At 60.6% G+C, this 14387-nt stretch carries 13 protein-coding genes; 9 read left to right on the forward strand and 4 right to left on the reverse strand.

What is annotated here, in order from left to right; all coding sequences use genetic code 11:
* Positions 1-4 precede the first annotated feature (4 nt).
* From BSF44_RS11330 to BSF44_RS11350, 5 genes are all read left to right on the forward strand, one after another.
* Entirely contained in the window at positions 5-1597 is a 1593-nt protein-coding gene (locus tag BSF44_RS11330; protein ID WP_256589058.1) for a glycosyltransferase family 39 protein, read from the forward strand.
* A 47-nt stretch (positions 1598-1644) separates the two neighbouring features.
* The gene (locus BSF44_RS11335) at positions 1645-2856 is read left to right on the forward strand and encodes an MFS transporter (protein WP_371918243.1); all 1212 of its coding nucleotides are present in this window, start codon (positions 1645-1647) and stop codon (positions 2854-2856) included.
* Between the two features lie 159 nt (positions 2857-3015).
* Positions 3016-3723 (forward strand): HPP family protein, encoded by a 708-nt coding sequence (locus tag BSF44_RS11340; RefSeq protein WP_095943575.1) that lies wholly within the window; start codon positions 3016-3018, stop codon positions 3721-3723.
* Between the two features lie 97 nt (positions 3724-3820).
* Positions 3821-5293, forward strand: coding sequence for a nucleobase:cation symporter-2 family protein (locus BSF44_RS11345; protein WP_095943576.1), 1473 nt, complete (start codon positions 3821-3823; stop codon positions 5291-5293).
* A gap of 57 nt (positions 5294-5350) precedes the next feature.
* A complete protein-coding gene (locus BSF44_RS11350; RefSeq protein ID WP_095943577.1) occupies positions 5351-5839 on the forward strand; it encodes an LEA type 2 family protein in 489 nt (162 codons plus the stop codon).
* 17 nt (positions 5840-5856) lie between these two features.
* Here BSF44_RS11350 and BSF44_RS11355 read toward each other — a convergent pair whose 3' ends face one another.
* Both BSF44_RS11355 and pssA read right to left on the reverse strand, forming a co-directional pair.
* Positions 5857-6873 (reverse strand): AraC family transcriptional regulator, encoded by a 1017-nt coding sequence (locus BSF44_RS11355; protein ID WP_095943578.1) that lies wholly within the window; start codon positions 6871-6873, stop codon positions 5857-5859.
* Positions 6874-6993: 120 nt separating this feature from the next.
* Positions 6994-8337, reverse strand: coding sequence for a CDP-diacylglycerol--serine O-phosphatidyltransferase (gene pssA, locus BSF44_RS11360; protein ID WP_095943579.1), 1344 nt, complete (start codon positions 8335-8337; stop codon positions 6994-6996).
* A 215-nt stretch (positions 8338-8552) separates the two neighbouring features.
* On the opposite strand from pssA, the gene BSF44_RS11365 reads away from it, so the two are divergent.
* The 3 genes from BSF44_RS11365 (at position 8553) to BSF44_RS11375 (ending at position 10619) form a co-directional block, all read left to right on the forward strand.
* Positions 8553-9116: a TetR/AcrR family transcriptional regulator gene (locus BSF44_RS11365; RefSeq protein ID WP_095943580.1), complete on the forward strand. Its 564-nt coding sequence runs from the start codon at positions 8553-8555 to the stop codon at positions 9114-9116.
* A 56-nt stretch (positions 9117-9172) separates the two neighbouring features.
* Positions 9173-9649 carry a nuclear transport factor 2 family protein gene (locus tag BSF44_RS11370; protein WP_095943581.1) on the forward strand — a complete coding sequence of 159 codons (477 nt, stop codon included), beginning with the start codon at positions 9173-9175 and terminating at the stop codon, positions 9647-9649.
* A 190-nt stretch (positions 9650-9839) separates the two neighbouring features.
* Positions 9840-10619, forward strand: a complete 780-nt coding sequence (locus BSF44_RS11375; RefSeq protein ID WP_095943582.1) for a TSUP family transporter — start codon at positions 9840-9842, stop codon at positions 10617-10619.
* On the opposite strand, the gene nudC is transcribed toward BSF44_RS11375, so the two are convergent.
* Both nudC and BSF44_RS11385 read right to left on the reverse strand, forming a co-directional pair.
* Positions 10587-11417 carry an NAD(+) diphosphatase gene (gene nudC / locus BSF44_RS11380; protein WP_095943583.1) on the reverse strand — a complete coding sequence of 277 codons (831 nt, stop codon included), beginning with the start codon at positions 11415-11417 and terminating at the stop codon, positions 10587-10589. The two genes, BSF44_RS11375 and nudC, sit on opposite strands and share 33 nt — an antisense overlap.
* 6 nt (positions 11418-11423) lie before the next feature.
* Positions 11424-12236, reverse strand: a complete 813-nt coding sequence (locus BSF44_RS11385) for a crotonase/enoyl-CoA hydratase family protein (protein ID WP_095943584.1) — start codon at positions 12234-12236, stop codon at positions 11424-11426.
* A 559-nt stretch (positions 12237-12795) separates the two neighbouring features.
* Here BSF44_RS11385 and glgA point away from each other — a divergent pair.
* Positions 12796-14379 (forward strand): glycogen synthase GlgA, encoded by a 1584-nt coding sequence (glgA, locus tag BSF44_RS11390; protein ID WP_095943585.1) that lies wholly within the window; start codon positions 12796-12798, stop codon positions 14377-14379.
* The last annotated feature ends 8 nt before the right edge of the window (positions 14380-14387 follow it).

Here is a 14387-nt window from a genome sequence, read left to right on the forward strand (position 1 = left end):
TACCATGCGCCCTCACATCCGCCAACAGTCCCTCGCACTGGGTCTGTTGGCGCTGTTGTTGTTCTGCGCCGGAACTTACCAGCAAGCGGCCATCGGCTTCGATTCGCGCTTCGTGCTGTTCGCCCAGGAAATGCTGCGCAATGGGCCGTCTTTTTTTCCGACGACCTATGGTCAGCCCTACGCCGACTATTCGGGTCTTTCAACGGTGTTCATCTGGCTGCTTTCACTGCCGTTCGGCCAGGTCACCAGCCTGACCGCGTGGCTGCCGAGCGCCATCGCCGCAGCGGTCATCGTCACCTTGATGTACCGCCTGCTGGCGCCTTACTCCCCGCGTTGGGCGCTGCTGAGCATCGCCTTGATGCTGCTGACCAACACCTTCATCACGCAAACCCGCGCCGTTTCCCTCGACCTGATGCTGGCGGCCGTCTCGTTCAGCGTGTTCTACCTGGGCTATGCCGCCGACCACTTCTCGGCGCCGCGCCGCCAGGTTTTGATCTTTGCATTGCTGATGCTGGGCTTCTGGATTCGCGGGCCCATCGGCCTGGTCATCCCTACGGGGATGCTCTGCAGCTATTTTCTGCTCAATCGCCAATGGCGACGGCTGATTGTCTTCGGATTGCTGGCGTCCATGCTGTTGGTGGTGTGCATTGGGGTGTTGTTGTGGCTGGCGGACGTCAGCGGCGGCCCGGCCTTCTTGCAGGACGTGATTCGCATGCAGTTCATGGGCCGCATGGACGGTAGCGAAGGAAGCAACGGTCTGTTGTATTACTTCACCAGCTCGCTGGGCAATTACTCGCTGGCCTGGCCGTTGGCCGTGCTGACGCTTGTGGCCGTTGCGTTAACCGGCCCGAAGGAAGCCGGGCCGGCATTGCGCCTGATGCAGTACTGCGTAGCGGCCGGACTGATCGTGATGCTCGGCCTTTCCGTCCCGCAGGCGAAAAAGGCCCGCTACCTGCTGCCGATGTTGCCCATGGCGGCCATCGTGGCCGCGTATCCGTTTTACGCGACTCAGGGTCGATGGTTTGCCTGGCTGCGAGGGTTGATGCAGGGGCTGTGGCTGCTGATCCCGAGCCTGCTGATCGCGGCATTGCTGGTGGTACGGGAAAAATTCCCCGAGGACGTGGCTCACCTCACTTCCTTGTTCATCCTGCTCGGTGTGCTGCAAGTGATCGCCCTGGCAGCGCTCAAGCACTCCCGCTGGAGAGCTCAGACGTTGGCCTTCTGCGCGGTCCTGGCACTTTGGTCGTTCTACATCCTGCAGTTCGAGCCCATTCAACGACAGCTCTACGACACCCGGACCTTCAGTCGCGAAGCTTTTGAGCTCGTGCAAAAAGACCCGGCGCCGCTGGTCATCCACGGCATGGGCAAAGACGCGAAGGCCATCAAATTCATGGTCAACATCCCGCAGGACCTGCACCCGGTTTTCACCGACGCCCCACCGGAGCTTGAAACCCTCAAGGGCCCGGCGTGGCTGATGATGGACCTCAACGCCTACAAGACATTGCAAGGCACGGCTATTGGCGCATTGCCGCCAGTGCTCAGCGGGCGCTTCGACAAGAATGATTTCGTGCTGCTGCACCTCAAGCAAATCCCGTAGCAACGACCGCGTGTCCGACTGCTAGAGTAGCGCTCACGATCAGGCTGATGCCGGCCCGACCGAATAAGGACATTCACACCGTGACCCGCTACTCCCCCCTCATTCGCCGCCTGCTGATCTGCTCGCTGACCATCGTCGTCAGCCGCGCCATCACCAGCCCGTTGCTCACACTGTTCGTCAGCGACAAGCTTGGCCTCAACCAACAGGACGTTGGCGTGCTGCTCGGCATCGCGGTGTTCATCGCCACCCTGCTCTCCCTCTATGGCGGCTACATCATCGACCGCTTCGAAAAACGCCGATTGCTGATTCTCTCGATGGCGTCCAGCGCTGTCGGCCTGGTGTTGCTGACCTTTGCTGAAAACCTCTACCTGACCACCATCACCCTGATCGTCACCGAAACCGCTTCATCGCTGTTCCTCATCGGTTCGAAAGCGATCCTCAGCGACAACCTTGCGGTGGGTCAGCGCGCCAAGGCGTTTTCCCTGAGCTATACGCTGACCAACATTGGCTACGCCGTCGGTCCGATGCTCGGCGTGCTGATTGCCGGCGTCTTTGCCAGTGCACCCTTCCTGATCGCTGCGGCCATCGCCTTTTTCAGCATTTTCCTGATGACCGGGATCGCGAAGGATCCGGCGCGCTCACCTGCCAGCGGTCAGGCGCAGAGTTTCCTCAAGACCCTCATCACCCTGAAAAACGACCGCACCCTGATCCTGTTCACCGCCGGCTGCCTGCTCAGCACCGTGGTGCACGGGCGATTTACCTTTTACCTGTCGCAGTACCTGCTGGTGACCAGCAATCCCCAACACACCATGGAAATCATGGCCGCCCTGCTCGCCTGCAACGCCATCAGCGTGATCTTGCTGCAATACCAGATCGGGCGTTTTCTCAAGCGCGAACAATTGCGTCAATGGATCGTTGTCGGCACCGGCCTGTTCATCCTCGGGCTGATCGGCTTCAGCGTGGCGGACAGCCTGGTGAGCTGGTGCGTGGCGATGTTTATCTTCACCCTCGGCGAAATCATCATTTACCCGGCCGAGTTTCTCTTCGTCGACACCCTGGCCCCGGAAGAATTGCGTGGCAGCTACTACGGCGCGCAAAACCTTGCTGCCCTTGGCGGTGCGCTGAGCCCGGTGATTTGCGGCTTCATGTTGATGCACACCCCAGCGCCGACGATGTTTTATGCCTTGAGTGCACTCGCGGCCCTGGGCGGTTTGCTGTGCTACACAAGCGGCCGACGAGGCAAATTACAGCAAATATAATGCACTGAAAGCTCATTAATATGAATTTGTCAGTAGCTGGATTGAACGGCACACTGTGCGGGTTCCTCCCCCAACAGTTGGAACAACTTCAAGGGCTTTCTGGGTTCCCCAGTTAAGCCCTTTTTTTGCCTGGACTTTTTCTGCCGGAGTCGTCTCGAAATGCTTGCTCGCTGGTTGCCCGCCGCCATCAACACCCGCCCCACCGAATGGAGCCGCGCTGCCATCGGCATGGCCTTGGGGACTCTGATGAGCGTGTGGCTCTGTAGCCAGGTGTTCGGCATCGAGGTGGCCCAGCACCTGATCGGCCCGTTGGGGGCCTCGGCGGTGTTGTTGTTTGCCGTGTCTTCGGGCGCGCTCGCCCAACCCTGGTCGATTCTCGGCGGCTACCTGAGCGCCGGGGTGATTGCCTTGCTGGTGGCCCATGTGTTGGGCCGAACCCTGGGTAGCGCTTGCCTGGCCGCGGGCATGGCGTTGATCCTGATGTGCTGGCTGCGGTGCCTGCATCCACCGGCCGGTGCCTTGGCACTGACCCTGGTGCTGGCCGATCCGGCGACCATTGCCATGGACTGGAGAGCCATGGGACCTGTGATGCTCAGCGCGGCGACGATGCTGCTCTGCGCCCTGGCCTACAACAACCTGACCCGCGTTCGTTACCCCAAGAGTGCCAGCGAGCCGGTGGCCAGGATTCCTGCCGATCACCCGCCGGTCGACCGTCAGGCCATCACCGCCGAAGACCTGAAACTGGCGTTGGCCGACATGGAAGCGTTCTATGACGTCACGCCCGAAGACCTCGAACAGTTGATCCAGGCCAGCCAACTGCACGCCAAACGCCGCAGCGTGGGCGAAGTGCTCGCCCCACGACTGTAAGTCGCTGTTCTGGAGGTTCTTTTGCCGTAGCCGGGCGGTTCTGGCATCCTGCGCCTCCATTTTCTGACCCGGCCCGCCTTCTGGCACGCAAACCACCATGACCGCCTCCGAAAAAGCCCCCGCTCCACGCCATAGCGACCTGATCTACGGCCTCGATGACCGCCCGCATCTGACCGCCACCGTCTTTGCCGCCCTGCAACACGTGCTGGCGAGCTTCGTCGGCATCATCACCCCGACGCTGATCATGGGCAGCGCCCTGGGCCTGCAAAGCGAAATTCCTTACCTGATCAGCATGGCGCTGTTCGTCTCCGGTCTGGGCACCTTCGTGCAGGCGCGGCGCTTCGGCCCGGTAGGCTCCGGCCTGTTGTGCCTGCAAGGCACCAGTTTCTCGTTCATCAGTGTGATCCTCAGCGCCGGTTTCATGGTCAAGGCCCGCGGCGGCGGCACCGATGAGATTCTCTCGACCATCTTCGGCGTGTGCTTTTTTGCCGCGTTCATCGAGGTGGTGTTGAGCCAGTTCATCGGCAAATTGCGCATGCTGATCACCCCGGTGGTGACCGGAACGATCATCACGCTGATGGGCTTGTCGCTGATCAAGGTGGCGATGACCGACATCGCCGGCGGCTTCGGCGCTCCGGATCTGGGGGCGGCCAGTCACCTGGCCCTGGCGGCGCTGGTGCTGGGCACCATCGTGGTGCTGAACCGGGTGGACGTGCCGTTTCTGCGCCTGGGAGCAATTGTCATCGGCCTGACCCTGGGCTACGGGGCGGCATGGTTCATGGGCCAGGTGGATTTCAACAGCCTCCCCGAAGTGCCGCTGATGAGCGTACCGGTACCCTTCAAGTACGGGTTCTCCTTCGATTGGGTGGCGTTCATTCCGGTAGCGGTGATCTTCCTCGTGTCGCCGCTGGAGGCCGCCGGTGACCTTACGGCCAACTCGATGATCTCCCGGCAACCGGTCAAAGGCCCGGTGTACATTCGCCGGATCAAGTCCGGCCTGCTCGCCGATGGCCTCAACTCGGCCATGGCCGCAGTATTCAACAGCATGCCGATGGTGACCTTCGCCCAGAACAACGGGGTGATCCAGCTCACCGGCGTGGCCAGCCGCTACGTGGCGTTTTTCATTGCCGGATTGCTGGTGGTGCTTGGTCTGTTCCCGATGATCGGCGCGGTACTGCAACTGATGCCGAAACCGGTGCTCGGTGGCGCGGAACTGGTGATGTTCGGCACCGTCGCGGTGGCCGGGATCAAGATTCTCGCCGAGGCCGGCCTGCATCGGCGCAACATGCTGATCGTGGCGATCTCCGTCGGCATGGGCCTGGGCGTGGCCGCCGTGCCGGAAGTCCTGCGTGAACTGCCCAAGGCCCTGCACAACATTTTCGAATCACCCATCACCGTCGGCGCGCTGTGCGCTATCGTTCTTAATATCTTCCTGCCCGAGGAATTCATCGAACTGGAAGAGGACGAATTCGAACCGGAGGCCTCCGTGCTTCAGGTGATGCAGAACCCCGATGTGACCGCCAGAGATGAACCCACAAAGGCTGCGGTGGTCGCACAGTCGAACCACTAGACCGGCTCAAGGGCTGAGCCGCTGGCGGTTCAGCCTTTTTCAGATGAGAGCACGTCCATGCGCAGCCTCCACGCCGTCCTGATTTCCCTTCTGCTCTGCCTGAGCGCCTGTTCCTCGCTGCCCAATCGAGACCCGTTGAAAATCAACGTCGTGGGTGTCGAGCCCCTGCAAGGCGAGGGCATGGAAGTGCGCTTTGCCGTGAGAATCCGCGTGCAGAACCCCAATGACACCACACTCACCTACAGCGGCGTCGCCCTGGACCTGGACATCAACGGCCAACCCTTCGCCTCCGGCGTCACCGATGAGAGTGGTACGATCGGGCGTTTTTCCGACACCGTCGTGAGCGTGCCGGTCAGCGTTTCGGCGTTTTCGGTGATCCGCCAGACCTATGGCATCAGCCAGATGAAAACGCTCAACAACATGCCTTATGTCCTGCGTGGCAAGCTCTCGGGTGGGGTGTTCAACACGATGCGTTTCGTCGACAGTGGCACCCTCAATCTGCCAGGGCCGACCACTGGCAGCCGTAAAACGCCTGCAAAAAAATGACCGTTGCGCCGCTGAACTTAATCGGTGTCATTGAGTATCAGGCTGCGGTAATGCCCCGGATTTGACCCCGACCATTTGCGAAACGCCTTGTAGAACGAACTGACGTCAGCGAACCCCAGCCGCGCGGCGATTTCACTGAAGCTGATCGCGGGTTCGGCCAGCCAGACAATCGCCAGTTCCTTGCGCACACTGTCCTTGAGGCCTTGATAGGTTTGCCCTTCTTCGGCCAGTCGGCGGCGCAAGGTTGAAGCCGACATGCACAGGCGTTGCGCCAATGCTTCGGTTTCCGGCCAGTGTTCGGCCGGCAGGTGGCGCAAGTCGTGTTTGATGCGGCTGGCCAGGCTCTGCGGATCGCGGTACTTCACCAGAATGTTCGCCGGCGCACGGGCCAGGAATCGCTCGAGCTCTTCAGGGCTGCGCTTGATGGGCAGGTCCAGGCAATCGGCGGAGAAAATCATCCGTGTGCGTGGGCGGTCGAAGCGCAGGTTCTCGGAAAACATCACCTGATAGTCATCGCAGAAATCCGGCTTCGAACAGCGCAGTTCGATGGCCAGGATCGGAATCCTCCGCCCTGCCAGCCAGCAGGCAACACCGTGCACGATCATCCAGTAGGTGAAATAGGTGAAGGCCCGGCGCGGGTCCTTGTCGTCCTCCAGCAGGACGATTTCCGCCAGGCTTTGCTGGCGCACCAACTGTGCCGGCAAGTGTTCGAGGATCAACGACAGAAACCCCAGGCCGCTGGCCACTCCCGCCGCCACGTTGGGCTGGAGCATGGCGCTGCGACACAGGAACGCAAAGCTGCCGGATTTGAGTTTGCGTGGGTCCATGCCAAAGAACTCATCATCGCCGCGCCGTGCCAGCAACCGCCACAGGCGCGCATAAGCCGTGGCCGGAACACGGGCGTCGGTGCTGCCCAACAGTTGCGGGTCGATGCCGACCTTGCTCAACACCTCGTCCGTGGCGACGCCCGGCGCGCAGCTTTGCAACAGTGCTTCACGCACCAGTTGAATGGAGATGGTGTCTTTTTCCGACATGGATCGCGGCAAGCCCTGTTCTTGTTCGAGTGGGGGGCATATTAGCTGAAACCGTCTGCCTGGCGCTGATCCCTGTGGGAGCGAGCCTGCTCGCGATTGTTTTTCTGAGGCCCACCGGGTTTACAGAATGCGATAAAGCAACCGCTCGATCCGCACGCGACTCACTCGCTTGAGGAACTTGGCCACGCCCGCCGGGTATTCGGCCAGGGTTTCCAGGTTCTGGAATTGCTCGATTCGACGGGTGTGCTGGAAGATCTCTGCCAGCTCTTTGCCACGCGGCTCCAGCAGTTCGCCATGGGAATCATCGATCAACAAGGCGTTTTCCAGATCGAGTCGAAACGCCCGCGGGTTGAGATTGTTGCCGGTCAGCAAGGTATAGCGCCGGTCGATCCACATACCCTTGAGGTGATAGGTGTTGTCACCATCACGCCACAGGTGCAGGTTCAACTGCCCGCTGTCGATGTTGCGCTGATGACGCTTGGCAAACCGGCGCAAACTGATTTCGTAAAGGTACGGCAGCGCCGAAATGACCCTGAACGGTTCGCTCGGCGGAATGTAGAAGTCGTTGGCCGTCTTGTCGCCGACCACAATGTCGATCTTCACCCCGCGGGCCAGCGCGCGGTTGATCTCGCGGATGATCGCCAGCGGCAGGTTGAAGTACGGGGTGCAAATGGTCAGTTGCTGCCGGGCGCTGGCGATCAGTTCACAGATCACCCGGTTCAGCGGATTGTTCTTGCCGACACCGAGCAGCGGGCTGACGGACAGACCGCTCCTGTCGGTGGTGCCCTGCGTGGTGTCGTACGCCGCGTGCTTGAGGCGGCTGCGCAGGTCACCGATGTCATGGCGCAGGCTGCGGGTGGTCGGCAGGTTCGGCAGATCGAGGCGATGCACCGCCTTGGACGCCACCAGGCCGTGCTGCACCAGGTGCTGCATCGAATCGGCCAGTTCACGATTGTGCAGCAGGTGATAGCGGTCGTAGCGGTACTTGTCGAACTTGTGCAGATAGACGTTGTTAAGGCTCGCGCCGCTATAGATCACGCAGTCATCGATCACGAAGCCTTTAAGGTGCAACACACCGAACAGTTCGCGGGTTTGAACCGGAACGCCGTAGATCGGCACTTCGCTGGCATGGGTGAGGGTCATTTCCTGATACCAGGCGGAGTTGCCCGGTTGCTTGCCGGCACCGATCAGCCCGCGCTGGGCGCGCAGCCAGTCGACGACCACCACCACGTCCAGTTCCGGACGCGCCAGCTTGGCCGCGTGCAAGGCATCGAGAATTTCCTGGCCGGCTTCATCCTGTTGCAGGTACAGCGCAACGATGTAGATGCGCCGGGTCGCGCTGGCGATTTTCTCCAGCAGGCAACGACGGAATTCGGCAGCGCCGGAGAGGACGCCAACGGCATCGGCCGTCAGCGGAAAACTGCGCAACTTGGGCAGCAGGGAGCGTTTGAAAAGCGACGGCATAGGGCTCGCAATGGGTCGAATCCGAAGAGCCCATGAGCTTACACCATCGATGGGGTCGGGTCTTGTTACCGTCTGTAATGTCCCCTTCGCGAGCAGGCTCGCTCCCACAGGAGAATGCATTTCAATGTGGGAGCGAGCCTGCTCGCGAAGACAATTTGTCAGACACCACAAAAAACCGATTGACCAAGGAGAACGATCGTTCTACTGTTTGCAACATGAACGAAATCACTAGCAATGACACACGCGACATCATTCTGGATGTCACCGAAAAGTTGATCTACAAAAGTGGCATAGCCGCCACTGGCATGGATCTACTGGTGAAAACCGCCGGCGTCTCCAGAAAAAGCATCTACCGCTACTTCGCCAACAAGGACGAGCTGGTGGTAGCCGCCCTGCAACGCCGCGACCAGCGCTGGATGCACTGGTACAGAGGTGCAGTCGACCAGGCACAAACACCGGCCGAGCGACTGCTCAACCTGTTTACCGTGCTCAAGTCGTGGTTCGCCTGCGAAGGTTTCCGTGGCTGCGCCTTCATCAACACCAGCGGCGAAACCGGCGACCCGCAGGACCCGGTGCGCCTGGTCGCCAAAGAGCATAAACAGAAGCTGCTCGACTACCTGTGCGAGCTGTGTACCGAACATGGCGCCGAGGATCCGCAGCTGCTGGCCAGACAGCTGCTGATCCTGATCGACGGTGCCATTACCGTGGCGCTTGTAATGGGTGATCACAGTGCCGCCGATAATGCGCAATGCATGGCGCGAAAGTTATTGGACCTGTAGCAACTCAATCAAGCTCGACACTATGTTTCAACTTTAACTTGATACGGAGACTTGAAATGTCTAATGCCGAAGTTCGTCCGCCATTACCCCCTTTCACCCGTGAATCGGCCATTGAAAAAGTTCGCCTGGCCGAAGACGGCTGGAACTCCCGGGACCCGGAGCGCGTGTCCCTGGCCTACACCCTGGACACCCAATGGCGCAACCGCGCCGAGTTCGCCCACAACCGCGAAGAAGCCAAAGGCTTCCTGACCCGCAAATGGGCCAAGGAGCTGAACTACCGGCTGATCAAGGAGCTCTGGGCCTTTACCGGCAACCGCATTGCCGTGCGTTATGCCTATGAATGGCACGATGATTCCGGCAACTGGTTCCGCTCCTACGGCAACGAAAACTGGGAGTTCAACGAGGACGGACTGATGGCCCGCCGCTTCGCCTGCATCAACGACATGCCGATCAAGGAAAGCGAGCGCAAGTTCCACTGGCCGCTGGGGCGTCGGCCTGACGATCATCCAGGGCTGTCGGATCTTGGCCTGTAATTCAGCTTCACGCTAAACCCTGTGGGAGCGAGCCTGCTCGCGAAGAGGTCGTCAGATCCAGCATCAGTGTTGGCTGACAAACCGCTTTCGCGAGCAGGCTCGCTCCCACAATGGTGTTGTGTTGCGCAGGTGGTTAAGATGCTGCCCTTCCCCGCAGCCTCTTTCTGCACCCGCCGAATAAGCCGATCCCATGCCCTTCGAACTCAGCGTTGACCTCTCTACCCTGGCCATCCTGGCCCTTGTCGCTTTTGTTGCCGGTTTCATCGACGCCATCGCCGGTGGCGGTGGGCTGTTGACCACCCCGGCCCTGTTGACCGCCGGCCTGCCGCCGCACCTGGTGCTGGGCACCAACAAGCTCAGCTCGACCTTCGGCTCGGCCATTGCCAGTTTCACCTTCTACCGGCGCAAGCTGTTCCACCCCGCGCAATGGGTGCACGCCATCGTCGGTACACTGGTCGGCGCGCTGACCGGTGCCGTGGTCGCCCATTACCTGCCGGCGGAATGGCTGAACAAGATGCTGCCGGTGATCGTCTTCGCCTGTGGTGTCTATCTCTTGTTTGGCGGCACGCCGAAAGCGCCGTTGGACAGCGAGGCACCGATCAAGAAAAAGTGGCAGTCGACCCAAGGCTTCAGCCTCGGCTTCTATGACGGCGTGGCCGGTCCCGGCACGGGTGCGTTCTGGACCGTGAGCAGCCTGCTGCTCTACCCCATCGACCTGGTCAAGGCCAGCGGCGTGGCGCGCAGCATGAACTTCGTCAGCAACGTGGCAGCGCTGTCGATCTTCATCTTTTCCGGTCAGGTGGACTGGATCATCGGCCTGTGCATGGGCTCGTCGTTGATGGTCGGCGCGTTCTTCGGCGCCCGCACCGCCATCAGCGGCGGCGCGAAATTCATTCGCCCGGTGTTCATCACCGTGGTGCTGGGCCTGACCGTGCGCCTAGCCTGGCAGCACTGGTTCAGCGTGGCCTAAACGCCGGGCCACGTAGACGTCTATCAGGTAGCGGGCAATCGAGCGTGACGCCGGCAACGGCGGCAGCTCGTGCACGTTGAACCACTGGGCGTCCTCGATCTCGTCTTCCTGACAGACGATCTCGCCACCGGCATATTCGGCGTGAAAACCGAGCATCATCGAGTGCGGGAACGGCCAGCACTGGCTGCCCATGTACTGGATGTTCCTGACCTCGATGCTCACCTCTTCGCGAACCTCGCGAATCAGGCAATCCTCAGCCGATTCGCCCGGCTCGGCAAACCCCGCCAATGTGCTGTAGACACCGCTGACGAAACGCGGCGAGCGTGCCAACAGCACTTCATCGCCTCGAGTGACCAGTACGATCATGCTCGGCGAAATCCGTGGGTAGCTGCGCAGATCGCACGGCTGGCAATACATCGCCCGTTCGCGCGGCACCTGGGTCATGGCCTGACCGCAGTTACCGCAAAAGCGATGCTCGCGGGCCCAGGTGCCAATCTGCGCGGCGTAACCGAGCACCTTGTAGAGCGTGTGATCGCCTTCGAGCATGAACGCCCGCAGGCCTTTCCAGTTGCAACCCGGCACTTCGCTGTGACTGCGCAACTCCAGCAGATAGACCGGCTCGCCATCGAGGTGACCGATGCCATGTTCTGCCAGAACCGACAGGTCCTGACGTTTAAGCCATTCGCGCGGGAACAATGCGCCGTTGTCATCGAACAGAAAGCCTTCGGGGCTGCGCGCGACGGCCCAGCCGCCGGGTTGATCGGTGTCCAGTACTGCGGTGGTCCAGCGAGGAATCATGGTTAATCAATCCAGAAATTCGGGTTTCTGTTTGCTCATATGGGCGGCCATGGCCACGCGCAGATCGGTGGATTGCAGCATGGCGGCGTTCCAGGTGGCGATGTATTCGAGGCCGTCATCGATGCGATGGTCGCGCATGTAGCTGATCATCTCCTTGGTGCCGGTGACGGCGATCGGCGACTTGCCGGCGATTTCCCAGGCAATGCCCATGACGCCGTCGAGCAGGCTGGCGTTGTCGCTGTAGACGCGATTGACCAGGCCCATGCCCCGCGCTTCGTCGGCGCCGAAGGTGCGACCAGTGTAAGCCAGTTCGCGCAGCATGCCGTCACCGATGATCCGCGGCAAGCGTTGCAGCGTGCCGACGTCGGCGGCCATGCCGATGTCGATTTCCTTGATCGAGAACTGTGCGTCCTCGGCGGCATAACGCATGTCGCACGCGGCAATCAGGTCGATGGCGCCTCCCAGGCAGTACCCCTGAATGGCCGCAAGCACCGGTTTGCGGCAGTTATCGACGGCATTGAACGAGGCTTGCAGGGTAAGGATCTTGCGTCGCAGCAGGCGCGCATTGCGCCCGACGTCCTTGCCCAGTTCATTGGCCACACCGGCCAGCATCATCAGGTCGATCCCCGAGGAGAAATGCTTGCCTGCCCCGCTGAGGACCACCACGCGCACTTCATCGGTGTCGTCGATCCACTGGAAGATCTCGACGATCTCGCTCCAGAACGCCGCGTTCATCGAGTTGATCTTCTCCGGGCGGTTGATCTGCACATGGGCGATTTTATCGGCCAGTTCGACGTTGAACGCTGTGTACTGCGACATGCCAGTGATCCTTTTGCGGGCAAAAATGAGGCCCGAACTATAACAAGGCATCAAGGTGGGCAGTAAGGCAGCGGTTCGGCCAAATGCGGGACTCAAAAACGCGCACCGCAATGGTGCGTGCCTGATAAATCACATCGCACATTTATGTGACTGCCCAGTGACTTTTTGCGGCGCAATCGCAAAAAAACATGCACTTCGTCGGGGCGTTTGCACCTCGATCAGGCACGTCCGTACCGCTACAAACCGATTGTCGAACAATTTTGCCATCCGGCCTTCACCGCTCTAAGTTCTGGCCTAGACTCATTTTCTCAAAGCGAAACCGGTCGGTCACAAAGTGGAAAAATAGTCGAAACTTTTTCCAATCCCGATCGGTCCTCTGACAAGAAGGTGCGTTGCGACTGGTGCAATCTTTGCAACGGCTGATTCAACCCTTTTGCTTCGACGCATTGGGCAGCGCTTGCTCACTGATGCGCAGCGCGTTTGCGCCGGCCACGGGAAATCGGCCATGAAACACCGTTTGCCAGACCTAAGAATTAGATCAACAACACGGGAGATTCATATGATCAGTACGGCTTTGGAAATACAGGGAGAGCGTGCTCATCAGGTCGGCGAATCGAGCGCCGTTACTGCCGCAAACACCCAACCCGTCAGCGTTCCAGGCACAAGGACCCTGACCCCGGCAGCCAACCGGAATCCGAACCGTAAAAAAGTCCTGTTCGTCACCTCGGAAATTGCTGACCTGGTGAAAACCGGTGGCTTGGGTGACGTCTCCGCGGCGCTGCCACGGGCCATGGCCCATCTGCACGATGTACGGGTGTTGATCCCCGGTTACCCGCAGGTGCTGCACAGCGAAAATCCGATCCATATCATTGGCGAGCTTGGCGGTCATGCTGCGCTGCCACCGTGCAAGATCGGGCGCATGGACATGCCCGATGGCCTGGTCATTTACGTACTGATCTGCCCCGAACTCTACGAGCGCGAAGGTTCACCTTACGGCGCCAACAACGGCCGCGACTGGCCGGACAACCATATCCGTTTCGCCCGCCTCGGCCTGGCAGCTGCCGATATTGCCGCCAACCTCGCGCAGATCCACTGGTGCCCGGACCTGGTGCACGCCCACGACTGGCCCGCCGGCCTGGCTCCTGCCTATATGCACTGGCGTGGACAGCGCACGCCGACGCTGTTCACCATTCACAACCTGGCCTACCAAGGCGTGACGAGCCTGGGCTCATGCCCTGAACTGGGCATCCCCCATCACGCGCTGCAACAGGAAGGCATGGAGTTCTACGGCAAGATGTCGTTCCTCAAGGCCGGCATGGCCTATTCGAGCCATATCACCACGGTCAGCGCGACCTATGCCCAGGAAATCACTACCCCGGATTTCGGCTGCGGTCTGGACGGTTTCCTCGCCGCCAAGACCCAGCAAGGCCTGCTCAGCGGCATTCCCAACGGCATCGATGAAAGCTGGGATGCGGCGACCGATCCGCACCTGTTCTGCCCGTTCGACATCGGCGACTGGGAGGGCAAGGCCGTGAACGCCGCCCATGTCCGCGAGCTGTTCGGCCTGCAAGACTCCGAAGGGCCGCTGTTCGCCGTGGTGTCGCGACTGGTCTACCAGAAAGGCCTGGACCTGACCGAAGCGGTGTCCGAGTACATCGTCAAAAACGGCGGGCAGATCGCGATCATCGGTCGCGGCGAGCCGGAAGAAGAACAGGCCATGCGTGAACTCGCCCTGCGTTTCCCCGGGCAGATCGGCGTGCGCATCGGCTTCAACGAAACCGACGCCCGGCGCATGTTCGCCGGCAGCGACTTTCTGCTGATGCCTTCGCGTTACGAGCCATGTGGCTTGAGCCAGATGTACGCCCAGCGCTTCGGATCGTTGCCGGTGGCACGCAACACCGGCGGCCTGGCCGACACCATTGAAAACGGCGTGACCGGTTTCCTGTTCGATGAATCCACGGTGCAGAGCTACCAGGAAGCCCTGAGCCGCGCGTTCAAGGTGTTCGCCTTTCCCGACCTGCTGCACGCCATGCGCTGCCGAGCCATGGCGGCGCCGTTCAACTGGTGCAAGGCGGTCGAACCCTACGCCGAGCTCTACGAACAGCTTGTGGCTAAAGCATTGGGGAAATCGAACAAACAGTAAGAGGCTTT

The organism is Pseudomonas sp. ACN8, assembly GCF_002303925.1.
In the GTDB taxonomy this organism is placed as follows: domain Bacteria; phylum Pseudomonadota; class Gammaproteobacteria; order Pseudomonadales; family Pseudomonadaceae; genus Aquipseudomonas.